Origin of the sequence: Siculibacillus lacustris, from assembly GCF_004328075.1 — a bacterium.
GTDB classification, from domain to species: domain Bacteria; phylum Pseudomonadota; class Alphaproteobacteria; order Rhizobiales; family Ancalomicrobiaceae; genus Siculibacillus; species Siculibacillus lacustris.
On sequence record NZ_SJFN01000006.1, the window covers coordinates 38986 to 64862 of the forward strand.

At 69.4% G+C, this 25877-nt stretch carries 16 protein-coding genes; 4 read left to right on the forward strand and 12 right to left on the reverse strand.

The features are described from left to right. Positions 1 to 94: 94 nt before the first annotated feature. From rnc to rpoZ, 8 genes are all read right to left on the reverse strand, one after another. Positions 95 to 796, reverse strand: a complete 702-nt coding sequence (gene rnc, locus EYW49_RS05650; RefSeq protein WP_131307084.1) for a ribonuclease III — start codon at positions 794 to 796, stop codon at positions 95 to 97. Next, complete coding sequence (gene lepB / locus EYW49_RS05655) at positions 793 to 1545, reverse strand: signal peptidase I (RefSeq protein ID WP_131307086.1); 753 nt, start codon at positions 1543 to 1545, stop codon at positions 793 to 795. The genes rnc and lepB overlap by 4 nt, the downstream gene beginning before the upstream one ends. Before the next feature lie 20 nt (positions 1546 to 1565). Beyond that, positions 1566 to 2024, reverse strand: a complete 459-nt coding sequence (gene acpS, locus EYW49_RS05660; RefSeq protein WP_131307088.1) for a holo-ACP synthase — start codon at positions 2022 to 2024, stop codon at positions 1566 to 1568. Between the two features lie 21 nt (positions 2025 to 2045). Then, positions 2046 to 2807, reverse strand: a complete 762-nt coding sequence (locus EYW49_RS05665; RefSeq protein WP_131307090.1) for a pyridoxine 5'-phosphate synthase — start codon at positions 2805 to 2807, stop codon at positions 2046 to 2048. A gap of 171 nt (positions 2808 to 2978) precedes the next feature. Further along, positions 2979 to 3557, reverse strand: coding sequence for an orotate phosphoribosyltransferase (gene pyrE / locus EYW49_RS05670; RefSeq protein ID WP_131307092.1), 579 nt, complete (start codon positions 3555 to 3557; stop codon positions 2979 to 2981). Between the two features lie 311 nt (positions 3558 to 3868). Continuing rightward, positions 3869 to 4348 carry a GNAT family N-acetyltransferase gene (locus EYW49_RS05675; RefSeq protein WP_131307094.1) on the reverse strand — a complete coding sequence of 160 codons (480 nt, stop codon included), beginning with the start codon at positions 4346 to 4348 and terminating at the stop codon, positions 3869 to 3871. After that, positions 4341 to 6563, reverse strand: coding sequence for a RelA/SpoT family protein (locus EYW49_RS05680; RefSeq protein ID WP_131307097.1), 2223 nt, complete (start codon positions 6561 to 6563; stop codon positions 4341 to 4343). The genes EYW49_RS05675 and EYW49_RS05680 overlap by 8 nt, the downstream gene beginning before the upstream one ends. Positions 6564 to 6727: 164 nt before the next feature. Beyond that, complete coding sequence (gene rpoZ / locus EYW49_RS05685) at positions 6728 to 7105, reverse strand: DNA-directed RNA polymerase subunit omega (RefSeq protein ID WP_131307099.1); 378 nt, start codon at positions 7103 to 7105, stop codon at positions 6728 to 6730. A 422-nt stretch (positions 7106 to 7527) separates the two neighbouring features. Here rpoZ and EYW49_RS05690 point away from each other — a divergent pair, with 422 nt between their 5' ends. Both EYW49_RS05690 and EYW49_RS05695 read left to right on the forward strand, forming a co-directional pair. Further along, a complete protein-coding gene (locus tag EYW49_RS05690) occupies positions 7528 to 8136 on the forward strand; it encodes a LabA-like NYN domain-containing protein (protein ID WP_131307101.1) in 609 nt (202 codons plus the stop codon). A 234-nt stretch (positions 8137 to 8370) separates the two neighbouring features. After that, entirely contained in the window at positions 8371 to 9039 is a 669-nt protein-coding gene (locus tag EYW49_RS05695) for a uracil-DNA glycosylase (RefSeq protein WP_131307103.1), read from the forward strand. 17 nt (positions 9040 to 9056) lie between these two features. Here the strand turns inward: EYW49_RS05695 and EYW49_RS05700 are convergent, their stop codons facing one another. The 4 genes from EYW49_RS05700 to dapA form a co-directional block, all read right to left on the reverse strand. Beyond that, the gene (locus EYW49_RS05700; protein WP_131307105.1) at positions 9057 to 10157 is read right to left on the reverse strand and encodes an acyltransferase family protein; all 1101 of its coding nucleotides are present in this window, start codon (positions 10155 to 10157) and stop codon (positions 9057 to 9059) included. Between the two features lie 286 nt (positions 10158 to 10443). Next, a complete protein-coding gene (locus EYW49_RS05705; protein WP_131307260.1) occupies positions 10444 to 10839 on the reverse strand; it encodes a VOC family protein in 396 nt (131 codons plus the stop codon). Positions 10840 to 10844: 5 nt separating this feature from the next. Continuing rightward, a complete protein-coding gene (gene smpB, locus EYW49_RS05710) occupies positions 10845 to 11318 on the reverse strand; it encodes an SsrA-binding protein SmpB (RefSeq protein ID WP_131307106.1) in 474 nt (157 codons plus the stop codon). Positions 11319 to 11334: 16 nt separating this feature from the next. Further along, positions 11335 to 12210, reverse strand: a complete 876-nt coding sequence (gene dapA, locus EYW49_RS05715) for a 4-hydroxy-tetrahydrodipicolinate synthase (RefSeq protein WP_131307108.1) — start codon at positions 12208 to 12210, stop codon at positions 11335 to 11337. Positions 12211 to 12534: 324 nt separating this feature from the next. On the opposite strand from dapA, the gene EYW49_RS05720 reads away from it, so the two are divergent. Next, the gene (locus tag EYW49_RS05720; RefSeq protein ID WP_165498138.1) at positions 12535 to 14577 is read left to right on the forward strand and encodes a lytic transglycosylase domain-containing protein; all 2043 of its coding nucleotides are present in this window, start codon (positions 12535 to 12537) and stop codon (positions 14575 to 14577) included. 915 nt (positions 14578 to 15492) lie between these two features. Next, positions 15493 to 25860, forward strand: a complete 10368-nt coding sequence (locus tag EYW49_RS05725; RefSeq protein ID WP_131307112.1) for a hypothetical protein — start codon at positions 15493 to 15495, stop codon at positions 25858 to 25860. Positions 25861 to 25877: the final 17 nt, after the last annotated feature.

Below are 25877 nucleotides of genomic sequence, written 5' to 3' on the forward strand. Positions count from 1 at the left end.
CGCGGCTTCGGCGGCTTCGGCTTCGGTCGCGGTGGTCGGCGCGTCGGTCGCGGGCGTCACGGGCGGGACGACGTCACGGGCGGGATCTTCGGTCTCAGGCATCGGTGTCGTCCTTCCACAGGCCTTCGCGGGCCAGGACCCGGGTGGCGGCGTCGCGCTCGGCCTCGCGCTTGGAACGTCCCGTCCCGATCGCCCCTTCGACGCCGACGATGTCCACGGCGATTTCGAAGACGGGATCGTGATCGGGGCCGCTGCGTCCCACCTGCCGATAGGTCGGCGCGGCGAGACCGCGGCTCTGCAGCCATTCCTGAAGCGTGGTCTTGGCGTCGCGCAGCGGTCCGCGCGCCTCCATCATCAGGGGATACCAGTTGCGCTCGACGAAGTCGCGAGCGACGTCGAAGCCGGCGTCGAGATAGACCGCGGCGATCACCGCCTCGGCGACGTCGCCGAGGATCGCCGTCTTGTTGCGGCCGCCGGTCTGCAATTCGCCGGGGCCGAGCCGCACGGCGTCGCCGAAGGCGAGGCTGCGCGCCACGTCGGCACAGGTCTCGCGCTTGACCATGGCGTTGAGGCGGCGGGCGAGTTCGCCTTCCTCCGCATCGGGAAAGGCATGGTGGAGCATGCCGGCGACCGACAGCGCGAGGACGCGGTCGCCGAGGAACTCCAGGCGCTGATAGCTCGCCGCGGGTGTCGCGGCGGCGCTGGTGTGGGTCAGGGCCATGAGCAGGAGGGCGCGGTCGGCGAAGCGATGGCCGATGCGGGCTTCGACGGTGTCGAGGTCGGCGAAGGTGCTCATAGGCGGCCGAACAACCGGCTCCAGCGCACGTCCCAGGGCCAGTTCCAGATCTGCCAGGCGGCGCTGTCCTCGCCGATCGAGAAGAAGATCATCTGGGCCTTGCCCTCGAAGTTCTCGAAGGGCACGAAGCCGACGCCGTCGGCGAAGCGGCTGTCCAGCGAATTGTCGCGATTGTCGCCCATCATGAAGTAGTGACCGGCGGGCACCAGGAATTCCGGCGTGTTGTTGGCCGGGCCTTCGTCGTCACGCTTCAGAATGGTGTGGACCACACCACCGGGCAGGGTTTCCCGTAGCGCCTTGACCTTCTGGCGGGCGCCGTAGAAGTCGGTGTCGATGAAATAGTCCATCGGCTCGACCTTGACCGCCTCGCCGTTGATGAAGAGCAGGCCGCGCTTCATCTGGACGCGGTCGCCGGGCAGGCCGATCAACCGCTTGATGTAGTCGGTCTCGTTGTCCTTCGGCAGCTTGAACACCACCACGTCGCCGCGCTTGGGCTCGGAAGCGAAGATGCGGCCCGAGAAGGGCACCAGCCCGAAGGGGAAGGAGTAGCGGCTGTAGCCGTAGCTGAACTTCGACACGAAGAGGTAATCGCCGATCAGCAGCGTCGACTTCATCGAGCCGGAGGGAATGGAGAAGGGCTGAAAGACAAAGGTCCGCACCAGCAGCGCCAACACCAGGGCTTGGACGACCACCTTGAGGGTCTCGCCCCAGCCCGCTTCGCGGGACTTCGGTTCGCTGGTCACGCTCATCAGGTCCTTCGATCCTCACTTCATTCGTCGGCGGTGATAGCGCGCCGGGGGATCGGCCGCAATGCCCGCGGTTTCGGCCAATCGAGCGGCCAAGCGGAAATCACCACGAAGGCCTGGGCGAGAGGCAGGTCGTCGGTGATGGTCAGATCGATCCTGGGCTCGAAACCGGGCGGAGTGAGGGCGGCGAGACGTTCGGCGGCGCCGCCGGTCAAGATCATGGTCGGCTGGCCCGACGGCAGGTTGACCACCCCCATCTCGCGCCACGCCACCCCCATCGAGATGCCGGTGCCGAGCGCCTTGCAACAGGCCTCCTTGGCGGCGAAGCGCTTGGCATAAGAAGCGGCGCGATTGGCGCGGCGATCGGACTTGGCCCGTTCGATCTCGGTGAAGACCCGGTGGGTGAAACGTTCGCCGAAGCGTTCGAGCGTCTTCTCGACGCGGCGCACGTCGATCAGATCCGAGCCGATGCCGACGATCATGGCGTCCCCTCCCCTGGCCCGTCAGGGCTCGCGTGCTTCGTCCATGCGCAGACGCATTTCGGCGATGGCCGCGGCCAGACCGACGAAGATCGCTTCGCCGATCAGGAAATGACCGATGTTGAGCTCGCGGATCTCGGCCATGCGGGCGATCGGCCCGACCGATTCGTAGGCCAGCCCATGGCCGGCGTGGATCTCCAGGCCGGCGTCGGCGCCGCGGCGGGCGGCTTCGCGGATGCGCTGCAGCTCGATCGCGGTGAGCCGCTCCTCGCCGGCGGCGAGCAGGTCGCAATAACGGCCGGTGTGGAGTTCGACCACCGGTGCGCCGAGCTTCACCGCCGCGTCGATCTGGGCGACGTCGGGCTCGATGAACAGCGACACGCGGATGCCGGCGCCGCCGAGACGGGCGACCACGGGGGCGAGACGGGTGCGGCCGCCGACCGCATCGAGACCGCCCTCGGTGGTGCGCTCGCTGCGGCGCTCGGGCACCAGGCAGCAGGCATGCGGCTTGTGGCGCAGGGCAATGTCGAGCATCTCCTCGGTCGCCGCCATTTCGAGATTGAGCGGAAGGTCGATCTCCGACATCAGGCGGCGGATGTCCTCGTCGCGGATGTGGCGACGGTCTTCGCGCAGATGGGCGGTGATGCCGTCGGCGCCGGCCTCGGCCGCGAGATGGGCGGCGCGCAGCGGGTCGGGACGATCGCCGCCGCGGGCGTTGCGGATGGTGGCGACATGATCGATGTTGACGCCCAGGCGGAGCTTCCGCCGCCGGTCGAGTTCGGCCATCTCTCGTTTCCTCGCATCGGGGGGCAGGGGCGCGCGGGTCTGCGACCGAGGCGCCGGCTGAGCCCCGAGACATAGAATGACGACGGCGCGCGAACAAGCGGCGCGACGGCTTGGGCGGTGTCCCGGCGGCGCAGAGGTCGCGGACCGATCGTCGCGCCGCGTGGTTTGGGCTCAGAGGCTGCGGCTGCCCGGCTTGACCGGGGGGATCGCGGCGAGTTCGGGCGGCAGGGCGTCGGCGGGATAGGCCGGCACCTTGTAGCCGGCGAGCGCGATCAGCGGCACGCCGACGTCGGCCTCGCCGTCGGAGCGATCGATCAGGCAGGCGACCGCCAGGACCTTCGCCCCCAGCGCCTCGATGGCGGTGATCGTCTCGCGCGACGACAGGCCGGTGGTGACGATGTCCTCGACGATCACCACCCTGGCGCCGGGGGCGAGTTCGAAGCGGCGCAGGCGCATCTCGCCGCCCTCGCGTTCGGTCCAGATCGCCGGCAGGCCAAGTTGGCGCGCCGTCTCGTAGGCCGGGACGATGCCGCCCATCGCCGGGCCGACGATCACGTCGATCGTCCCGAGATCGGCGGCGCGGATCTTGTCGGCGAGCGCCCGGCAGACCCGTTCGGTCTTGTCGGGGAACTGGAACACCCGGGCCTTCTGGATGAACACCGGCGACCGCAGCCCCGACGACAGGATGAAGTGCCCGGTGAGCAGCGCGCCGCAGGACTTGAAGACGTCGAGGACTTCGTCGGTGTTCATGGCAGAAAAGCTCCTGGGTGGGCGAGGCGGCACCGCCACCGGCGCGTGCGGCGCGACATTGGGCCAATGTGGCGATCGGATCAACCGGCGACGCGGCGGCGCGCGAGGGCATCGAACCGGGCATCTGGCGCGAATCGTGAATTCGACTCTCGTCGTGCGCGAGGCCGAACCACAACGTTCCCTCCCCCCTCAAGGGGGGAGAGGACGCCAACCCACGGTCCTGTCGGGGATTACCGAGCCGTCGCCTCGAACATTCCGAGAAGCGCCCTACGACCACCGACCCTCGTGTCGGGCCGGCCGTTGCGCGCCCGTCACCGCGCTTCGCGGGCGAAGATCATCAGGCCGAGGGCGCCGACCCCGCCTTCGAGCGCGTCCCAGCCGCGGGCCTCGTAGAACTCGGCGAGTTCGGGTCGGGCGCAGAGGTACAGGCGGGCGGCACCGAGAGCGAAGGCGCGAGCCGTCGCCGCCGCGAGCAGGCGTGTGCCGAGGCCGCGGTCGCGGCGATCCTCCTCGACCCACAGGGCGGCGAGCCAGGGCGTGAGTTCGGCGCGATCGGCGAGGTCCTGCGGGATCACCGAGACGGTACCGGCGAAACCCGCAGCGTCGTAGGCGACAATGCAGAAGGGTATGCCGGGCGCGGTGACCGCATCGGCGACCCGCGCCTCGACGGCGGCGAGCGAGGTGCCGCCGGCCCGCCACCAGTTGCGCCAGATGCGATCGGCGACGGTCGCAGCGAAGTCGGGACGCTCCGTTAGATCGGCCAGCGCCGCGGCGGCGGGCGCCTCACCCATTGACGCGGACGGCCGAGGCGATGATCGGCTTGGTGCGCAATTGCTGGATGATCCGGGTCAGGTGCTTCAGGTCCCAGACCTCGAGATCGATGATGATCTCGTGGAAGTCGGCGGCCTTGGGGATCATCTTGATGTTGTCGATGTTGCCGTCGTTCTCGGCGATGACCTGCGCGATCTGGGCGAGCGAGCCCGGCTCGTTGAGCGAATTCAGCGAGATGCGGGCCGGGAAGCGGGCCGGATCGGCCGGGTCGATGTCCCAGCGCACGTCGAGCCAGCGCGACGGCTCCTCGTCGAAGCGCTTCAGGGCCGGCGACTGGATCGGGTAGATGGTGATGCCCTCGCCCGGCGACAGGATGCCGACGATGCGATCGCCCGGCACGGCGCCGCCCTCGGGGGCGAAATGCACCGGGAGGTCGCCCGACAGGCCGCGGATCGGGATCGAGGTGCGGTCGTCGGCGCCGCCGTCGGGGACGCGGAACTTCATCGCCCGGGCGCCGCCGGCGAGATCGAACCAGCCTTCGGTCACCGCCGACTTCTGCGAGGGCTGGCCGCGGTTCTCCTGATAGTCGGGATAGACCGCCTTCAACACCGATTCCGAGGCGACCTCACCGCGCCCGACCGCGGTCAGTGCCTCGTTGACCGAGGAATGGCCGAGGCGGTGGACGGCGGCGGCGAGCAGGGTATCGGAGAAGGCGCGGCCGGCGCGCAGGAAGGCGCGCTCCAGGATCTGCCGGCCGAGGCCGCCGAACTGCTTGCGCACCGCTTCGCGGGTGGCGCGGCGGATGGCGGCGCGGGCCTTGCCGGAGACGGCGATCTGCTCCCAGGCGGCGGGCGGCACCTGGGCCTTGGAACGGATGATCTCGACCTCGTCGCCGTTGGCGAGTTCGGTCGCCACCGGCTTGATGCGGCCGTTGATCTTGGCGCCGACGCAGGTGTTGCCGACGTCGGTGTGGACGGCATAGGCGAAGTCGATCGGCGTGGCGCCGCGCGGCAGGGCGATGATCTTGCCCTTCGGCGTGAAGCAGAACACCTGATCCTGAAACAACTCGAGCTTGGTGTTCTCGAGGAATTCTTCGGGGTTCAGGTTGGGGTCGTTGAGGCGCTGGATGGTTTCGCGCAGCCAGGCATAGGCGCCCGAGGCCTCGGACAATTTGACGATGTTGCGGCCGCCGGCGATGCGGTCGCCGTCCTTGTAGAGGGCATGGGCAGCGATGCCGAATTCGGCGAAGCGGTGCATCTCCTCGGTGCGGATCTGCAACTCGACGCGCTGGCGCCCGGGCCCGACCACGGTGGTGTGGATCGAGCGGTAGTCGTTCTGCTTCGGCGTCGAGACGTAGTCCTTGAAGCGCCCGGGGACCATCGACCAGGTGGTGTGGACGATGCCGAGAGCGCGGTAGCAGTTCTCGACGGTCTCGACGACGATGCGGAAGCCGTAGATGTCGGAGAGCTGCTCGAAGCTCAGGCTCTTGCGCTGGACCTTGACGAAGATCGAATAGGGCTTCTTCTCGCGTCCCTTGACGCGGGCGGAGATGCCGTTCGAGGACAGTTTCTCGGTGAGCGCGATCTCGATCGCCGGGATCAGATTCTTGTTGGCCTCGCGCAGGGCGTCGAGGCGGCCGACGATCGACTGATAGGCGTCGGGCTGGAGGTAGCGGAAGGAGAGATCCTCGAGCTCCTCGCGCATGCTCTGCATGCCCATGCGGCCGGCCAGCGGCGCATAGATCTCCATCGTCTCTTCGGCGATGCGCAGGCGCTTGTCGTCGCGCATGAACTGCAGGGTGCGCATGTTGTGCAGGCGGTCGGCGAGCTTGACCAGCAGCACGCGCACGTCGGCGGCGACCGCCAACAGCAGGCGACGGAAGTTTTCGGCCTGTTCGGTCTTCTTGGAGACGAAGTCGAGCTTCTTGAGCTTGGTCAGGGCGTCGACCAGCGTGCCGATCTCGGGACCGAACTGGCGGTCGATCTCGGCGCGGGTGGCGTCGGTGTCCTCGATGGTGTCGTGGAGCAGGGCCACTGCGATGGTGGCGTCGTCGAGGCGCAGATCGGTGAGGATCGCGGCGACTTCGAGCGGATGGGAGAAGTAGGGATCACCGGACGCCCGCTTCTGCGGCGCGTGTTTCATCATCCCGTAGACGTAGGCCTTGTCGAGGAGCGCTTCGTCGACGTTGGGATTGTAGCGCCGCACCCGCTCGACGAGTTCGTATTGCCGCATCATGGGGACGATCTCGACCTCGACCTCCGCGCGACCCCGATCGGGACCGCAGTTCCTCGCTCGTCGACGATTCGAAGACCCCGTCCAGCGACGGCGACGCCCGCGAAGCGCGGGCGTGGCACGAAGCGACGGACGGAGCGGCACGCAGGCGTGAAGCCGGCGATGCCTCAGTCCTCTTCTTCCTTGTCGGGCGGCACCAGGCCCTCGAGGCCGCGCAGAAGCTCTTCTTCCGACATGCGGTCGAACTGCATCTCGGCGTCGTCCTCGGAGGACGACGACGTGACCTGGGCCACCGCCTCGGATTCCGGTTCGTCGACTTCGACGAACTTCTGCAGCGAGTGGATGAACTCTTCGTGCAGATCGGCCGGGCTGACGGTCTCGTCGGCGATCTCGCGCAACGCGACCACGGGATTCTTGTCGTTGTCGCGATCGATGGTGATCGACGATCCGGCCGAGATCATACGAGCCCGATGGCTCGCCAGGAGCACCAGCTCGAACCGATTTTCCACCTTGTCGATGCAATCTTCGACGGTGACGCGCGCCATTCCACTTCTCCTCGCGGGGGAATTCGAAAGCGGAGACATAGGCCGAAGCCGGCGGAAAAGCAACGCCGCCGCGCATCTTCGCCGAAACGCGCCGCCACGGCGCATGTCGGCGCAGGGGCAAAGCGAAGCGCGAGCCGAGCCGCCAAGTCGTTGCGTCGCTTGTACGCCGGAGTTTCCCTTCGGTCAGGTATACCAGTCCGAGCCTAGCGATCTCGTGATCGATGGCGCGACTCTCGGCCGCTGGAAACCCGGCCGGAAATGTACTATCTTGCTGCGGCGACGAAGCTACGGTGCCGTTCTGTCGAGTCGGGCGCAGAATCACGTACGTTAGTCTTCGGTGCAATTTCGCGCCTCGTAAGCGTCATTTCATAAAACAAGGCTACGAGGCCCATCAGCCCCTGTACACGGAAGACCACGTAACTATGTTTGACCCACGCGAGAAAATCGCGCTGTTCATCGACGGCGCGAATCTGTATGCGACTTCGAAAGCCCTCGGTTTCGATATCGACTACAAGCGTCTCCTGCAGGAATTCAAATCGACGAGCTATCTTCTTCGCGCATTCTACTATACCGCGCTGATCGAAGATCAGGAATACTCCTCGATCCGCCCGCTGATCGACTGGCTCGATTACAACGGCTACAAGGTCGTGACCAAGGCCACCAAGGAGTTCTTCGACTCCACCGGCCGCCGCAAGATCAAGGCGAACATGGACATCGAACTGGCGGTCGACGCCATGGAGATGGCCGAGCACATCGACCACATGGTGTTGTTCTCCGGCGACGGCGATTTCCGCCGCCTCGTCGAGGCGGTGCAGCGCAAGGGCAAGAAGGTGTCGGTGATCTCGACCCTGCAGACCCAGCCGCCGATGATCGCCGACGATCTGCGCCGTCAGGCCGACCACTTCGTCGATCTCGCCACCCTGCAGTCGCGGATCGGCCGCGACCCGGCCGAGCGGCTCGCCCGCATGGCCGAACGCGACGCCCAGCGCCGTCAGCACGCGCCGGACGACGAGGATTTCGAAGAGAGCTGAGGGCCGCCCGATCGTCACTCCGGTGGCGACGGGACGACCGGTGCCTTCGGTCGGCGATCCTTTCGAGGGCGCCGCGCGATTTTCGAACCATCGACGTCGCGGCGCGTGATCCGCCGCCGCGACGTCGATTCCTCATGCCGCTCGGCGGCCTTCGCGGTCGCGCGATCCGTGGCGGACTCCCGTGCGTGCCCGGACGGACGCCGCAAGCCCCCCGCCCCTGCCCTCCGGTGACCGATGCCCCATCCCGCTTCCGCCGTGCCGCTCGATCCCGGCCACGACTGTCCGTTGTGTCCGCGCCTCGTCGCATTCCGCGAGGACTGGCGCCGGCGCGAACCCGAATGGTTCAACGGCCCGGTGCCGAGCTTCCCGAGTGCGGCGCCTCGGCTGTTGGTGGTCGGTCTCGCCCCCGGGGTGCGCGGCGCCAACCGCACCGGCCGGCCGTTCACCGGCGACTATGCCGGCGAGCTGCTCTACGAGACGCTGATCGACTACGGCTTCGCGCAAGGCACCTTCCGGGCCGATCCGCAGGACGGGCTGACGCTGACCGGGGCGCTGATCACCAATGCGGTGCGCTGCGTGCCGCCGGAGAACAAGCCGACGCCGGCGGAGATCCAGACCTGCCGGCCGTTCCTGATCGCCACCCTCGCCGCCCATCCGGGGCTCACCGACGTGCTGGCGCTCGGCCGCATCGCCCATGAGACGTTCCTCAGAACCGTTGGCGAAAAGCTCGCGGCCCGGCCCTTCGCCCATGGCGCGATCCACGGGCTCGCGAACGGCCTGCGCCTCCACGACAGCTATCATTGCTCCCGTTACAACACCAACACCGGCCGCCTGACGCGGGCGATGTTCCGCTCGGTGTTCGACGGCATCGCCGCGGCGATGGGACACCCGCCGCGCGCCTGATCCCCCGCCGGGACGCGTCAGAACATCCGGCGCAGGCCGGGGACGCGGGTCAACACGCCGGCGCTCAAAGCCCACGACACCAGCCAGGCGATCAGGGTGATCGCCGGCATCTTGACGTGGATCGACACCGGCCAGGCGACGGCGATCAGGGCCAGCGGATAGAGAATGAGCGGGTGCAGGTAGTAGATGCCGTAGGCGGTGCGGGCGAGCGACTGCGACACCGGGCCGTGGCTGCGGCGGAGCGAGAAGACCGCGATGCCGGCCAGCAGCGAGGTGAAGCAGAAGACGTTGAAGAAGACGGCGGTCGCGAGGTTCACCAGCCCCGCCGGCGCGAGCGTCGGCAGGATCATCCGGGTGGCGTCGTAGACGAGGCCCGCGACAATCATCGCCGGCAGCCAGTGCACCAGCTTCGGATGCCAGCCGCCGTCGGTGAACCAGCCGGAGCGATCGGCCCAGATGCCCAGCGCGAAATAGCCGACATAGAGCGGCACCCGTGCCGGCTGATAGACCAGAACCCAATTGTGCGACCAGCGGTCGACCGACGAGCCGGTGGCGAGCGAGGCGAGGATCATCGCCAGCACGAAGGCGGCGAGGACCCAGGCGGGCGGCGCGGCGGGACGGCGGCGCCAGATCGCCGTACCCGCGGTCAGGCGCCAGACGAGGGCGGTCGCCAGGAACAGGGCGAGGAGCACGCCGAGGAACCAATAGACCGACTGCTGGTAGGCGACGCCCCAGAAGTCGCCGGTCCAGAAGGCAAAGAGCGAAAGCGGTGCGCCGCGGCTGTAATAGATCATCCAGGCGGTCGGGGGGGCGAGGACCAGCACGCCGAAGACCCAAGGGCCGCCGATGCGGATCGCCTTGTCCTTCAGAAAAGTCGCCGCGCCTTTCCGCTCGAGCGAGGGCAAAGCGAAATAGCCGGCGAGGAAGAACATGATCAGCATGATCGGCACGTCGACCAACAGGACGAAGCGCGTGTAGATCAGGCTGCGTTGGGGATCGAGGACGTACCACCACTCCGGCGCATAGACCATGTAGGTGAGCGCGGCGTGGAGGGCCACCACCAGGAAGACGACGAAGGCACGCAGTTCGTCGAGCGCGCGGAACCGATCGGTCGGCATGGCACCACCAGGACCCGCCGGCCGGGGCAGTGCGAAGCGCCTGTCCCTCGGTCGCGCGGGGCACCGGGTACCAGAGCACACCGTGACGCGGGGTCAATGCTACCAAGGGCCGCGGGTCGCCACCGCACTCGGCCATCGCCGACGGCGTCGCAGCGGTGACATGTCTCGGTCGTATCCGTGCGGCCGACGATCGTGCGGAAACCCCGCCGGATCGGCAGGCGATGCGAGGCCGCGGCGACGCCCCGACGGCACTGGCACCGGACGGCGTGGCCGATCGCCGCGGCGATCACTCCGGACGTTTCGGTTCGATCAGGTCCCAGCGATTGCCGTAGAGATCCGCGAAGACCGCGACCGTGCCATAGGTCTCCCGGCGGGGCTCTTCGAGGAAGCAAACCCCGCGGGCGGCGAAGGCGGCATGGTCGCGCACGAAGTCGTCGGTCTCCAGGAAGAAGCCGACGCGGCCGCCGGTCTGGTCGCCGATCCGCGCCCGTTGCGCTTCACCGTCGGCGCGGGCCAACAGCAGGGCGGCCCCGGAACCGGGCGGGGCGACCACCACCCAGCGTTTGCCGCCGCCGAGATCATCGTCGGCGCGCAGTGTGAAGCCGAGGCGCTCGACATAGAAGGCGATCGCCGCATCATAGTCGGCGACGACCAGCGCGACGCAGGCGATCCGCGGCGGCATACGCGTCACTCGCGATACTTCATGATCCGCGACTTCTCGCGGTTCCACTCGCGCTCTTTCTCGGTCTCGCGCTTGTCGGCGGCGTTCTTGCCCTTGGCCAGCGCCAGCGTGATCTTGGCGCGGCCCTTCTCGTTGAAGTGGATGTCGAGCGGGACGAGGGTCAGGCCTTCGCGCTCGACCGCACCCATCAGCTTGTTGATCTCCTTGCGGTGCATCAACAGCCGACGGGGGCGACGAGTCTCGTGGTTGAACCGGTTGGCCTGGAGGTATTCCGGGACATAGGCGTTGTAGAGATAGAGATCGTTGCCGTAGGGCGCGGCATAGCTGTCGGTGATGTTGGAGCGGCCACCGCGCAGCGACTTGATCTCGGTGCCGGTCAACTGAATGCCGGCCTCCCAAGTGTCGATGATGTGATACGAGAATCGCGCCTTGCGGTTCTCGGCGGCGAGCCGATGGCCGTCGCCCTTGGGAGCGGTCATCGGTCGTTCCTCCGCGTCAAATGATGCCGGCGTGCGCCGCGGCGGCGTCGATCTCGGCGGCGGTGGCGGCGGTGATCGGCACCATCGGCAGACGCAGCTCGTTGCGCATCTTACCGAGTTTGGCGGCGAGATACTTCGGCCCGGCGGGGTTGGGCTCGAGGAACAGCGCGCGATGCAACGGCATCAGGCGGTCCTGCCAGGCGAGCGCCGCGGCATAGTCACCGGCCAGCGTCGCCGCCTGGAAGGCCGCGACGGCGCGCGGCGCGACATTGGCGGTGACCGAGATGCAGCCGACCCCACCGTGGGCGTTGAAGCCGAGCGCGGTGCCGTCTTCGCCCGAGAGCTGGACGAAGTCGGGGCCGCAGGCGGCGCGCTGCAGCGACGGACGCAGCAGGTTGCCAGTGGCATCCTTGACGCCCCTGATGTTGCGGCCTTCCTTGAACAGGCGGGCCATCGTCTCCACCGTCATGTCGATCACCGACCGCGGCGGGATGTTGTAGATGAAGATCGGAATGCCGACCGCGGCATCGATCGCCAGGAAATGGCGGAACAGCCCCTCCTGGTTCGGCTTGTTGTAATAGGGCGTGACCACCAACAGGGCGTCGGCCCCGGCCTTTTCGGCATGGGTCGCCAGATCGATGGCTTCGGCGGTGTTGTTGGAGCCGGCGCCGGCGATCACCGGGATCTTGCCCTTGGCGACCTCGAGGGTCAGTTCGACCACCCGCTTGTGCTCGGCATGGCTCAGCGTCGGGCTCTCGCCGGTGGTGCCGCAGGGCACCACGCCGTTGGTGCCTTCGGCGATCTGCCAGGCGACGAAGTCCTGCAGGGCTTTCTCGTCCACGGCCCCGTTCGCGAACGGCGTGACGAGTGCTGTGATCGACCCCTTGAACATCGTATGATCCCTTCGGATGGTGCTTCGACGACGGACGGCGCAGGAACGCCTCCGGGGCGCTGGGCAAGGCCCGGCGCGACGAAGAGCGGGCCGGGACAATAGTCCCCGCACCCGACGACGGCAAGTCGGCGAAACGGCGGAAACCCCGGGTCGTAAAGTCTTTGTTCATCATCCCGGACCTAGGCTCGGATCGATGTTCCGGAGACCCGTCCGGACCCGGCTCGCGTCCCGATGCGGAGGCGAGGCGAACCATGCCCGCGGACGGCGGGCGACGGGCGGACCCGTTCGCACCGATCGCGGAGGACCCGCGGCGAGGAGACTTCGATGCTCGCGACCACCCGACGGCTCGTTCTGGGCCTTCTGCCGGCGATGGCGCTGGCCGCGACCGGGATCCCCGGCACGGCCGCCGCCGCCGATCTGGCGACGGCGCTGACGGCGGCGGCGCGCGGCGACGTCGCCGCGGTCAACGGCATGCGCGACGGTCTCGACCGGCTCGATCAGAAGATCGTCGACTGGTACCTGATCCGCATGGGCTCGGGCCTGCCGTCGGCGGCGATCACCCAATTCGCCATCGCCAATCCGAGTTGGCCCGATCCGGAGTTCTTCCGCCGCCGCGCCGAACAGGCGCTGGAGAAGGAGAACCCGTCGGCCGACGACGTGATCTACGCCTTCCAGGGCTCGCGCCCCTATTCCAACCGCGGCCGCATCATGCTGGCCCGCGCCCTGGTCCAGAAGGGCCGGGCCGGCGAGGCCGCGCCCTGGGCGCGCTACGCCTATCGCGACGACAAGCTCACCGACGAGGAGAGTGCGGTCCTCGAGAACGAATTCGGGTCGCTGCTGGAGAAGGGCGACTACAAGGCGCGCTTCGACATGGCGCTGCTCAAGGGCCACGCGGCGGAAGCGGTGCGCGCGGCGCGCAAGCTCGGCAGCGGCTGGGAAGCGCTGGCCCAGGCCGGTCTGGCGGTGGAGAAGAAGCAGAGCAACGCCGGATCGCTGATCGATCAGGTGCCGTCGAGCCTGCGCGACGATCCGACCGCGCTGTTCGTGCGCGCCCAATATGCGCGGCGCACCGAACACTGGAAGGAGGCGGCCGAGTTCCTGATCCGTGCGCCCAAGGATCCCAAGGCGATGGGCTCGCCCGACCAGTGGTGGGAAGAAAAGCGCATCGTCAGCCGCAAGCTGATCGACCTCGGCGACGCCCGCACCGCCTACAAGGTGGTGGTCGGCCACACCGGTTCGACGCCCGCCAACCAGGCGGAAGCCGACTTCCATGCCGGCTGGTACGCGCTGCGCTTCCTCAACGACCCGTCGACGGCGATGCGTCACTTCGCGGCGGTGGCCGAGGACAGTGCCAAGCCGGTGACCCGGGCGCGGGCCTATTACTGGATGGGCCGGGCCGCCGAGGCCGGCGCCTCCGGCTCGTCGCGCGAGTACTACACGCGGGCGGCCGACTTCGGCTTCACCTTCTACGGCCAGATGGCACGGGGCAAACTCGGGTTGTCGGATCTCGGGATCAGCCGCACCGTGTCGCCCAACGGCGCCGACAAGGCGGCGATCGAGCGCGACGACCGTTTCGAGGCGCTGCGGCGCATCGGCAAGCTCGGCCGGCGCGATCTCGCCTCGACGTTCTACAAGCACATGGCCGAGAGCCTGCCGACCGCCGGTCAGGTCGCGGCGCTGATCGAGATGGCCGAGAAGCAGGGCTGGACCAATCTGGCGGTGACCGCCGGCAAGGCCGGGGCCCAGCGCGGCCTCGACATGCAGGCGATGGCCTTCCCGATCGGCCTGCCGACCGACATCGACACCTCGGGTCTCGAACGGGCGCTGGCCTTCGCGATCACCCGCCAGGAGAGCGAGTTCAACCAGTCCGTGGTGTCCTCGGCGGGGGCGACCGGCATCTTCCAGGTGATGCCGGTGGCCGGCCGCGAGGCGGCCAAGAAGCTCGGCATTCCGTTCAATCCCGACGCCTGGCGCAACAACGCCGCCTACAACGTCCGTCTCGGCTCGGCCTATGTCGCCAATCTGGTCGGCAACTACGACGGCAACTACGTGATGGCGATCGCCGGCTACAACGCCGGGCCGGGCCGCATCCACGACTGGGTCCAGGCCTATGGCGATCCGCGCACCGGTCAGGTCGACATCGTCGACTGGATGGAGCGGATTCCGTTCTCCGAGACCCGCAACTACGTCCACCGGGTGCTCGAGAACCTCCAGGTCTATCGTTTCCGGCTGGAAGGGCGGAAGCTCGAACTGGCCCAGGATCTCGCCCGTGGCATCGGCGCCCGCGCCGCCACGACGGGCTCGATCCCGACCTCGCCGGTCGCCAAGAGTTCGATCGGCATCGGCTCCTGGCTGCTCGGCGACTGACCCGGGCCGAGCGTGGCAGCGGCGGTTGCGATCTCGACGGGTGGGCGTCCGGCGTGCCACGCCCTCGGGGCGTTCGCCGGACGATTCCGAACGTCGGAGCACCGGGCGCGCTCCCCTTCCCTTCTCCCCGGGGGGATGGGGTCGAGGTCCGCCTTCTCTGAATTTCACTGACTTGGACGTCCCATGACGACTACGCACCACAGCGAGTCATGCGGTTTCTAGGCATTCTTCAGAGGCTCAGGCCGGATGCGCAGAACACAATCAAAAGTAGAATTTTTGCACGAGTAAATATCATTTAGTGCATTTCGTTGCGAATTGTTTCATTTCGATTCGATCATCCCCGTGAAGCGGGCCCGATGCGGGGCGGCGCGGTCGAGGGGCACACCCGAGGCGATGAGACGACGCCGACATGTCCGGGCGAGGCCTGTTTCGGCAACCGACGACCTTGCGTCGACGAGACGGCCGGCTGCGGTCATCGCCGGTCGCGTTGCCCGGCGCCATGACCGGCCACGGCGCGTCCGACACGCGGCGAAATCGATGCCGGAGTGCTTCTCGAAAGTGGCGATGGCCTCTTTCGGTCGTCGGGGCGAGCCTGCGCGGCGGCTCACGATTTCCTTCGTGATCCTCCGCACAGGTGGCGCCGCAGTCCGGTGAGGTCTCGCCGACGATCGGTGACACGAGAAGGGCTCGCGACTCCGGGTCGGCGGCGAGGGGCTCGGCGGTCGGCAACAACTTCCGGGCACCCGGCAAGTTGCGTCGAGCGAAAGGGGCCGGATTGATGCCCGCGGCGCGCCAGACCTGCCGAACAGCAGCCAAAACCGCGATATTTTTCATATGTTTCCCTGGTATTTCCGTTGCACCGCCTCGGGGAGGGTCGGGCCGTCGCTCGACCGCACCACCGCTCGCGGATCACCGATGTCGCTGTCGCTCTCCTCAGTCTCCAGCTACACGCTCGCGCAGATCGCGGTGCTGACGCAGACCGGCATCCAGTCGCTCTCGACGACGGAGCTCTCCGCCTTCACGACCACCCAGATGGCGGCGGTGACGACGACGCAGATCGCCGCTTTGACGCCCTCGCAGATCGTCTTCTCGGCGTCGCAGCTGTCCGCGTTGTCGTCGCTGCAGGTCGAGGCCTTCGGCACCGACGAGATCGCCGTGCTGACCGCGACCCAGCTCTCCGGCCTGTCGGCCGCCGACATCGCGGCGCTGACCACCGACCAGTTCGCCGCGCTGTCGGCGACCCAGCTGTCGGCCTTGTCGGCGGCGCAGATCGGCAACTTGACCACCACCGAGATCGGCCAGCTGACCAGCGAGGACATCGCGGCGCTGAAGCCGACACAGCTCACGCAACTGAAGACCACCCAGATCGCCGCCTTCGCGACGACCCAGATCGCGGCCCTCGACGAGACCCGGATCGCCGCGCTCTCCACCACCGTCCTGCGCAGCCTGTCGACGACCCAGGTGGCGGCGTTGAGCCCGACCCAGGTCGCCGCCCTGACGACCACGCAGATCGCCGGGCTCGCGCCCTCCGAGATCTCCGCCCTGTCGGCGACCCAGATCGGTGCGCTGACCCAAACACAGCTCGCGGCCTTCACGGCGTCGGACGCCGTGGCGCTGACCACCGCGCAGATCGCCGGACTGACCACGACCCAAATCGGCAGCCTGTCGACCAGCGCGATCGCCGCCTTCGCCGCGACGCAGATCGCCGCCCTCTCGACCGACGACGTCGCGGCCCTGACCACGACGGAAGTCGGCGCCCTGACCCGGCTCGGCCTCTCGACCCTGTCGACCGCGCAACTCGCGGTTCTGACCGCCACCCAGGTCTCGTCGCTGTCGGCGATGGCGATGGGCGGGCTCACCGCGACGCAAGCCGCGGGCCTCTCCCTCGACCAGGTCGCCGCGCTCGCCGTCACCCAGATCGCCTCGCTGACCACCACCGCGATCACCGCCCTCGCGCCGGCGGCGATCGACGCCCTCACCACCGCCCAGATCGCCGGCCTGGGGGCCGATGACGTGCAGGCCCTGACCGCCGATGAGCTCGCGGTGCTCGATGCGACCGACCTCTCGGCGCTGAGCGCCACCCAGCTGTCGCAGCTGTCGTCGGATCATTTCGACCGGATGACGGCCGAGCAACTCGCCGCGCTGACCGCCAAGGCGCTGTCCGGCCTCACCACCACCCAGGTCCGGCAACTGTCGACGACGGTCCTGACCCAGCTGTCGACGACCCAGATCCAGGGCCTCACCGCCGCCGCCGTCGGGGCGCTCGAGGTCGGCCAGATCACCGCGCTGGCGACCACGGCGATCGCCGCGCTCACCAATACCCAGTTGCACGGACTGACCACGACCGAGATCGGTGCCCTCACCACCGCCCAGGTCGTCGCCCTGACGACGACGCAGATCACCGGTCTGACCTCGACCGCCGCCGGCGCCCTGCGGGCGACGCAGATCGCGGCGATGGAGACGACCGATCTCGCCCTCTTGTCGACGACGGCGATCGGGTCGCTGACCAGCACCGCGGTCGGCGGCCTGACGGCGACCGCGATCGTCGGGCTGTCGACCGCGCAGATCGCCGCACTCGGCGCCGACGACCTGTCGCGGCTGTCGACCACCGACATCGCCGCGCTGACCACCACCCAGCTCGGTTCGTTGTCCGCCGCCCAGGTGCGGGGCCTCGGCGCGGCGCAACTGGCGAGCCTCGACGAAAGCCGGTGGCAGTCGCTGTCGGCGTCGGCGATCGGCGGATTGACCTCGGTGCAGATCGACGCGTTGTCCGCGACCCGTATCGCCGCGCTCGGCGATGGTCAGGTCGCCGCGCTCGCGGCGACGCAGATCGGCGGCCTCGACGCGGCCCAGGTCGCCGCCCTGTCGACCACGCGCATCGCCGCCCTCACCGCGACGCAGCTGGCCGGCTTGACCACCACCGTCGCGGCGGCTCTGTCGGCGGATCAGATCGCCGCTCTGGGCTCGTTCCAGATCACCGCCCTGACCACTACGGCGATGGCCGGGCTGAGCGCGACCCAGGTCGCCGGGTTCGCCGCGACGCAGGTCTCGGCGCTGACCGCGACGGCCCTCGGCGCGATGTCGGTCACGACGCTCGGCGGCCTTTCCGCCGAGATGATCGCCCGGCTGTCGACGACCCAGGTGCGCGGGCTCGGCACGACGCAGATGGCGGCGCTGTCCGCCGATCAGTTCGCGGCGCTGACCACCAGCGATCTCGCCGCGCTGACCACGACGCAGTTGCTCGGCCTGACCACCACCCAGATCGGAGCCTTGACCGACACCCGTCTGGCGGCCCTCACCTCGACCGAACTCGGCACGATGTCGACGACCGAGATCGCCGCCTTCACGCCGACACAGGTCGCCTCGCTGTCGCTCACCCAGATCCGGGGTCTGTCGGCCGGGGCGGTCGCGGCGCTGTCGACCGGGCAGATCGCGGCGATCGCCGCGACGCAAGTCGCGACGCTGACCACCACCCAGGTCCGCTCTCTCTCGCAGACCGAAGTCGCGGCGCTGAGCGCCGACCAGATCGCGGCGCTCGCCACCACCCAGATCGCCGCCCTGTCGGTGGCCGGGCTGTCCGGCCTCTCGGCGACGCAGGCCGCGACCCTGTCGACCGATCAGGTCGGAGCCCTCACCGCGAACGCGATGGGGCAGCTGACCACCACCGTCGTCCATGCGCTGTCGGCCGATCAACTGGCGGCGCTGTCGACGACCCAGTTGCGCAGTCTGTCGACCACCGGCGTCGCGGCGCTTTCGGCGACCCAGGTCGCCGGTTTGAGCGGCGAGCAGATCTCGGGCTTCTCGGCGACCGGCATCGCCGCCCTGTCGACGACCGCGCTGCTGGCCTTGGCCGATACGCAGATCGCGGCGCTCGGCACGACCGAAATCGCCGGGCTCACCTCGACCCAGATCGCGGCGCTCGGCGACGGCCGGATCGCCGCCCTGACCGGGACCCAGGCGGCGGCGCTGACCACCTCGGCGCTCGACGGCCTGTCGGCGGCGGCAGCGGCCGCGCTGACCACCGCCGAGGTCGCGGCCCTGTCCGCCGGCCAGCTCGCTTCCCTGGTCGATACCCAGCTCCGGAGCCTGTCGGTCGCGCAAGTCGACGCGCTGTCGACGACGGCGCTCGGCGGGCTGACCGCCTCCCAGGTCGCGGTCCTCTCCGCGACCCAGATCGCCGGCCTGACCACCACGCAGGTCGGGGCCCTGTCGGCGACGGTGGTCGGTGCCCTCGCAGCGACCCAGGTCGAAGCCCTGACGCCGTCGGGTCTGGCGGTGCTGAGCGCCACCCAGGTCGGTACGATCGGCCGCACGGTGATCGGCGCGCTCGCGACGACCACTCTGCGGGCGCTCACCTCGACCCAGTTCGCGGGTCTCGGTGCCAGCCAGATCGCCGCCTTGACCAACGGCCAGATCGCCGCCCTCGACGACACGCAGCTCGCCGCCCTCGATCGCAGCCAGATCCGCGGGCTCACCGCCGATCAGCTCGCGAACCTGTCGGCGACCCGTCTCGCCGCCCTGACGACGACGCAGATCGCCACGCTGACCACCGGTGCGATCGACGGCCTCTCGGAGTCCCAGATCGCGACGCTGACGACCACCCAGGTGGCGGCGCTGTCCACCGTCCAGTTCGCGTCGCTCGCCGCCACCCAGCTGACCGCCCTGACCGCCGACGAGATGGCGGCGATCACCACCACGACCCTGCGCGGCCTCTCCTCGACGCAGCTCGGGGAGTTGACCACCACCCAGATCGGCGCGCTGACCACCACACAGATCGCCGCGCTGTCGACCACCGAGATCGTCGGGCTCGGCGGCGACCAGATCGCGATGTTGGACGCGACCCGCCTCGCCGCGCTGTCGACGACCCAGGTCGCGACCTTGTCCTCGACCCAGGTTTCGGGCTTCTCGACGTCACAACTCGCCGCGCTCTCGACCACCCAGGTCGCGGCGCTGACCAGTCCGGACATCGCGGCCCTGGTCACCACCCAGATCACCGCCCTCGCTGCGTCGCAGCTCGGCGCCCTCAACGCCGACCAGGTGGCCGGCCTGACCGCGGCGGACGTGACCGCGCTCGGCGCCACCGGTCTGGCGCAGCTCGCCACGACGACGCTCGGCTCCCTGTCGATCGCGGCGATCGGCGGGCTGACCACCACCGAGATCGCCGCCCTCACCACGACGCAGCTGTCGTATTTCGCGTCGACCCAGGTCAAGGCACTGGAGCAGTCGCAACTCGCGGCGCTCGGCGAAACCCAGATCGGCGCGCTGTCGCGGATCGCGGTGCGCGGACTGACCACCACCCAGGCCTCCTGGCTGGCCTCGACCCAGATCGCCGCGCTGTCGACCAGCGCCATCGCGGAACTGACCACGACGATGATCGGCGGCCTCGAGTCGACTCAAGTCGCCGCCCTGACCACCACGCAGCTCGGATCGCTGACCACCACCGACATCACCTATCTGACCAGCGAGCAGGTCGCCGGCCTGACCGCGACCCAGCTCGACGGGCTCGCCGCGACCCAGATCGCCGCCATCTACACGCCCGCCATGGCCGGCCTCAGCGACACCCAGGTGGCCTCGCTCGACTCCGATCATCTCCACGCCCTGACCTCGACCCAGATTTCGGGCCTGACCTCGACGGCGATCGACGCGCTGTCGACGACCGCCATCGCCGCCCTCTCCGCCACCCAGATCGGGGCGATTTCGACCACCGCGATGGCGGCGATCGACTCGACGCTGTTCGCGGCGCTGACCACCACGCAGTTGGCCGGCCTCGGGCAGAGTCAGATGGCGGTGCTCGGTGCCGATCAGATGGCGATGCTGACCGGGACGCGGCTGTCGGCGCTGACGCGGACGGAGATCGGCGGTCTCACCTCGACCCAGGTGGCCGGCCTCGGCACCGACCAACTCGCGGCGCTGACCACCACCCAGATCCGCGGCCTGACGGCGAGCGATCTCTCGGCGCTGTCGGCCGCCCAGATCGCGGTCCTGTCGGCGACCCAGATCGCCGCCCTGTCGAGCACCGGCATCGCCGGCCTGACCGCGACCGAGGTGAGCGGGCTCGGCGCGACGACGCTCGCCGCGATGGGCACCACCCAGATCGCCGGTCTTTCGACCTCGGCGCTGGCCGGGCTCTCCTCCGAGCAGATCGCCGCGCTGACCACCACGCAGCTGCGGGCGCTGACCACGTCGCAGATCGGCGCACTGGCGACCACCCAGATCCAGGCCCTGACCACCGGCCAGATCGCCGGTCTGACCACCACCGGCATCGCCGGCCTCACCTCGACCGAGGTTTCGGCGCTGGCCACCACCCAGATCGCGGCGCTGGATACGGTGCAGATCGGCGCGCTCACCCGACCGGCCGCGACCGGCCTCACCGCCACCGCGGTCGCTTCGCTGTCGACCACCCTGCTCGCCGGCCTCACCACTTCCGAAGTCAGCGCGATGACCACGACGGCGATCGCCGCGCTGACGACGACGCAGATCGCCGCCTTGACGACGAACCAGCTCAGGGCGGTGGCGACCGGCGGGATCGCCGCACTCGGCACCACCCAACTCGCGGCGCTCGGCACCCGGCAGGTGGCGTCGTTGACGACGCTCCAGTTGCAGAGTCTCTCCTCCGACCAGATCGGCGCCTTGTCCGGCACGCAGCTGCGAGCCCTCGCCACCGGACAGATCGCCAGCCTCGCCACCTCGACGATCGACGGTCTGTCGAGCGAGCAGATCGCCGCTCTGTCGACGACCCAGATCGCCGCGCTGACCGCGAGCCAGATCGTGTCCTTCGCCGATACCCAGATCGCCGCCCTGACGGTCGGCCAGATCGCCGCCCTCACCACCACCGAACTCGCCGGACTGGCGACCAGCCAGGTCGGGGACTTGACCGCCACCCAGTTCGCGGCGCTGACGGCGACCCAGATCGGCTCCTTCTCGGCGACGACCATCGCCGGACTGACCACCACCCAGATCGCCTCGCTCGACGCCACCGACCTCGCGGTCCTGACCACCACCGAAATGTCGGGCCTCGCCGACACCCAGGCCGCGGCGCTGTCGGCGACGCAACTGGCGGCGTTCTCCACCACTCAGATCGCCGCGTTCTCGACCCGCGGTCTCGCCGGGCTGACCACCACCCAGATCGGCGGATTGACGACGACGGCGGTCGCGACCCTGACCGCGACCCAGGTCGGCTCGCTCGCCGACACGCAGATCCAGGCGCTCGGCGACACCCAGATCGCGGCGATCTCGCGGACCGCGATCGCCGGCCTCACCGCCACCCAGCTCGGTGATCTCTCGACCGAGCGCTTCGCCGCCCTGTCGACGACCCAACTCGGCGCGCTGTCGACCGGCGCGGTCGGCGGCTTGACCGCGACCGAGATCGCCGCTCTCGACGGCACCCGCCTCGCCGCGATCACCTCGACGGCGATCGGCGCGCTCGGTTCGACCCAACTGACGGCGCTCGCCGCCACTCAGATCGCCGCCCTGACCACGACGCAGTTGCAGGGCCTGTCGTCGAGCGACGTCGCGGCTCTCACCCCGACCCAGGTCGCGGCGCTGACCGCCGACCAGATGTCCACGCTGACCACCACCCAGATCTCCGGCCTCGGCGCCGCCGACCTGCGGGCGCTGGGGGCGACGGGGCTCGAGCGGCTGACCACGACCCAGATCCAGGCGGTGACCACGACGGCGCTGGCGGCGATCGATGCGGCGACGCTCACCGCGCTCTCCACCACGCGGGTCGCCTCGTTCTCGGCGACCCAGGTCGGGGCGCTCGACGAGACGCGGATGGCGGCCTTCTCGGCGACCCAGATCGCGGCGCTCACCACCACCGAGATCCGCGGTCTGGGCGCGACACAGGCGCAGGCCCTGACCGCGGCCGATCTCGCGGCCCTGTCGACCACCCAGGTCGCCGCCCTGGGCGCGTCGGCGATCGCCGGCCTCACCACCGACCAGATCGCGGTCCTGTCGGCGTCGCAGCTCGCGGCTCTGACCACCACGGCGATCGGCGGGCTGGCGGATACCCAGATCGCCGCCTTGTCGAGCACCCGTCTCGGCGAATTGGCGCAGACCCAGTTCGCCGCCCTGTCGACCTCGGCGATCGCCGGTCTCACCGAAACCCAGATCGCCTCGCTCGGCACGACGCTGATCGGCGCGCTGACCGCGACCCAGGTCGGAGCGTTGAGCGAGACCCGCGTCGCGGCGCTGACCGCCGGCCAGATCGCCGCGCTGACCACCACCCAGGTCAAGGGCATCGCGGCGACCCAGATCGCCGCCTTCGACACGACGCAGTTCGCGGCCTTGGCCTCGACGCAGATCGCGGCGCTGTCGGCGGCGTCGGTCGGCGGCCTGACCGCGACGGAACTCTCGGCGCTGACCGCGACCCAACTCGGCGCCCTGACCGCGACCGAACTCGGTGGCCTCGGCGCGGTGCAGATCGCGGCACTCGGCGACGCGCAGATCGCGGCGCTCTCCGCGACGCAGATCGCCGGCCTGACGACGACCGGGCTGCAGGCTCTGACCGCGACCCGGCTGGCGGCGCTCACCACCACGCAGATCTCGGCGCTGGCGTCGACCCAGATCGGCGCGCTGGCCGACACTCAGGTGGCGGCGCTGGCGGTGACCCAGATCGGCGCCTTCGCCACGACCCAGATCGCCGCCCTGTCGACGACCGGCATCGCGGCGCTGACCGACGGTGAGATCGGCGCGCTGACCACCACGCAGGCGGCGGCTCTGACCGCCGCTCAGATCGCCGCGCTGTCGTCGACCCAGCTCGCCGCCCTGTCGACCGCGCAGACCACGGCGCTGACCACGACGGCGATCAAGGGTCTCGCCGATACCCAGGTCGCCGCCCTCGGCGCGACCCAACTCGCGGTGCTGACGACGTCGCAGATCGCGGCGCTGTCGGCGACGGCGGTGCGCGGGCTGACCGCCACCGAGATGGGACTGCTGTCCACGCCGCAGCTCGGGGCGCTGACGGCGAGCGAGGTCGGCGCCTTCACCACGACGCAGGTCCGCGGCCTATCGGCGACTTTGATCGCCTCGCTGACCACCACCCAGGTCAAGGGTCTGACCTCGACCGAAGTCGGCGCCCTGACCGCGACCCAGTTGGCGGCCCTGTCGACGTCGCAGATCGCGGCGTTGTCGACGTCGGCGGTCGCCGGCCTGACCGCGACCGCGGTCACCGGGCTGGCGTCGACGCAACTGTCGGCGCTGACCACCACTCAGGTCGCGGCGCTGTCGACCGATGCGGTCGATGGCCTCACCGCCACCGAGATCGGCCTGCTCGGCACCCGTCAGGTGGCGGCGCTGACCGCGACCCAGGCCGCCCGGCTCGACGCCGGCGACGTCACGGCGCTGTCGACCGCCCAACTCGCCGCCCTCACCACCACCGCGGTCGGCGGACTGACCTCGACCCTGATCGCCTCGCTCTCGACCAGCGAGATCGCCGGCCTCGCGGCCACCCAGATCGCCGCCCTGTCGACCACCGCGGTGACCGGCTTCACCGCGACGCAGCTCGAGAGCCTCTCCACGACCGCCGTCGCCGCCCTGACTTCGACCGAGATCGGGGCGCTGACCACCACCCAGGTCGCCGGCCTGTCGCAGACCCTGATCGCCGCCCTGACCACGACCCAGATCAAGGGGCTGACCGAAAGCGAGGCTTCGGCGCTGACCGCCACCCAGATCGCCGCCTTCGGCACCCGTCAGGTCGCGGCGCTGACCACGACCGCGGTCGGCGGTCTGACGGGAACGCAGATCGCCGCGATGAGCCCGACCCAGATCCAGGCCTTCGCCACCACTCAGATCGCGGCCTTGGCCACTGCCACGGTGCAGGCCCTGACGTCGACCGCCGTCGACGCGCTGACCACGTCGCAGCTCGCGGCGCTGAAATCGACGCAGATCGCGGCGCTGACCACCGAGCAGATCACCAACCTCGCCGCCACGCGGCTCGCCGACCTGACCACCACCCAGTTCGCCGCCCTGGCGGCGACCGAGGTCGCGGTCCTGTCGGCGACCCAGCTCGCCGCTCTGTCCACGACACAGATCTCCGCGCTGTCGACCTCCGGTCTCTCCGGCCTCCGCGCGGCCCAGGTCGCGGCGCTGACGACGACACAGCTCACCGCATTGTCGACCGCGCAGGTCGATGCGCTGTCGACCACGACCATCGCGGGGCTCGCCACCACCGAGATCGAGCGGTTGACCTCGACCCAGTTCGCCGGCCTCACCGCCACCCAGGCGTCGGCCCTGACCACCACGCAGATCGCCGCGCTCGGCGCGACCCGGCTCGGGCAGTTGTCGACCCGGGAGATCTCCGGTCTGACCTCGACCCAGATCGCCGGCTTGACGACCAGCCAGATCGACGCGTTGGCGGCGACCCAGATCGCCGCGATGTCGGCGACCGGGATCGCCGGTCTCGGCGCCGACCAGATCGCCGGCCTGACCACCACCCAGCTCGCGGCGCTCACCACCACCGAGATCGGCGGCCTGACCGCGACCGCGGTGTCGGGCCTGACCACCACCGAATTCAAGGCGCTGACCAGCACCCAGTTCACGGCGCTGTCGGAGACCGGTATCCGGGGCCTCTCGACGGCCCAGATCGCGGCGCTGGAGACCACCCAGTTGGCGCTGCTGTCGGCGACCGAGTTGCGCGGCCTGACCGGCACCCAGATCGCGGCGATCACCGACACGCAGTTCTCGTCGCTGACCTCGACGATGATCTCGGCGCTGTCCTCGGACGGGTTGGCCGGGCTGACCACCCACCAGATCGACGAAATGACCCTGACCCAGATCGCCGGCCTGAGCTCGTCGCAGATCGGGGCCCTGACGCCGACCGCGGTCGCCGAACTGTCGGCCACCGACATCTCGGCGTTGTCCGCCACCCAGCTCGCCGGGCTGGTGCGGATGCAACTGCGCGCGCTGGCCGCGACCCAGGTCGCCGCCCTCTCCACCACCCAGATCGGCGCGCTGACCGCCACCCAGATCGGCAATCTCGGCCACACCGAGTTCGACGCGATGACCGCGACCCAGTTCGCCAGCCTGACCTCGACGCAGATCGCCGGGATGAGCGCCGGTCAGTTCGACGCGCTGAGCGCGACCAAGGCCCAGGCGTTCACCGCGGTGCAGTTCTCGGGCCTCACCACCACGACCATGGCGTCGCTCGGGACCACGTTCCTGTCGGAGCTGACGGCGACCGAACTGATGGCCTTCAGCGGCACCCAAATTGACGCTCTGACGGCGACTCAGATAGCTGTTCTGTCGACGACACAGTTGGCGGCGCTCGATTCGGCCAACTCTTGAAGTCGATCTGCCGATGA

What these genes read in the sequence shown, in the direction of transcription:
- EYW49_RS05700 (WP_131307105.1), bottom strand. Translation starts at nt 10,157, where the DNA reads ATGCCGACCGATCGGTTCCGCGCGCTCGACGAACTGCGTGCCTTCGTC.
- EYW49_RS05705 (WP_131307260.1), bottom strand. Translation starts at nt 10,839, where the DNA reads ATGCCGCCGCGGATCGCCTGCGTCGCGCTGGTCGTCGCCGACTATGAT.
- EYW49_RS05675 (WP_131307094.1), bottom strand. Translation starts at nt 4,348, where the DNA reads ATGGGTGAGGCGCCCGCCGCCGCGGCGCTGGCCGATCTAACGGAGCGT.
- EYW49_RS05720 (WP_165498138.1), top strand. Translation starts at nt 12,535, where the DNA reads ATGCTCGCGACCACCCGACGGCTCGTTCTGGGCCTTCTGCCGGCGATG.
- pyrE (WP_131307092.1), bottom strand. Translation starts at nt 3,557, where the DNA reads ATGAACACCGACGAAGTCCTCGACGTCTTCAAGTCCTGCGGCGCGCTG.
- rpoZ (WP_131307099.1), bottom strand. Translation starts at nt 7,105, where the DNA reads ATGGCGCGCGTCACCGTCGAAGATTGCATCGACAAGGTGGAAAATCGG.
- rnc (WP_131307084.1), bottom strand. Translation starts at nt 796, where the DNA reads ATGAGCACCTTCGCCGACCTCGACACCGTCGAAGCCCGCATCGGCCAT.
- EYW49_RS05690 (WP_131307101.1), top strand. Translation starts at nt 7,528, where the DNA reads ATGTTTGACCCACGCGAGAAAATCGCGCTGTTCATCGACGGCGCGAAT.
- EYW49_RS05680 (WP_131307097.1), bottom strand. Translation starts at nt 6,563, where the DNA reads ATGATGCGGCAATACGAACTCGTCGAGCGGGTGCGGCGCTACAATCCC.
- EYW49_RS05725 (WP_131307112.1), top strand. Translation starts at nt 15,493, where the DNA reads ATGTCGCTGTCGCTCTCCTCAGTCTCCAGCTACACGCTCGCGCAGATC.
- acpS (WP_131307088.1), bottom strand. Translation starts at nt 2,024, where the DNA reads ATGATCGTCGGCATCGGCTCGGATCTGATCGACGTGCGCCGCGTCGAG.
- dapA (WP_131307108.1), bottom strand. Translation starts at nt 12,210, where the DNA reads ATGTTCAAGGGGTCGATCACAGCACTCGTCACGCCGTTCGCGAACGGG.
- lepB (WP_131307086.1), bottom strand. Translation starts at nt 1,545, where the DNA reads ATGAGCGTGACCAGCGAACCGAAGTCCCGCGAAGCGGGCTGGGGCGAG.
- smpB (WP_131307106.1), bottom strand. Translation starts at nt 11,318, where the DNA reads ATGACCGCTCCCAAGGGCGACGGCCATCGGCTCGCCGCCGAGAACCGC.
- EYW49_RS05695 (WP_131307103.1), top strand. Translation starts at nt 8,371, where the DNA reads ATGCCCCATCCCGCTTCCGCCGTGCCGCTCGATCCCGGCCACGACTGT.
- EYW49_RS05665 (WP_131307090.1), bottom strand. Translation starts at nt 2,807, where the DNA reads ATGGCCGAACTCGACCGGCGGCGGAAGCTCCGCCTGGGCGTCAACATC.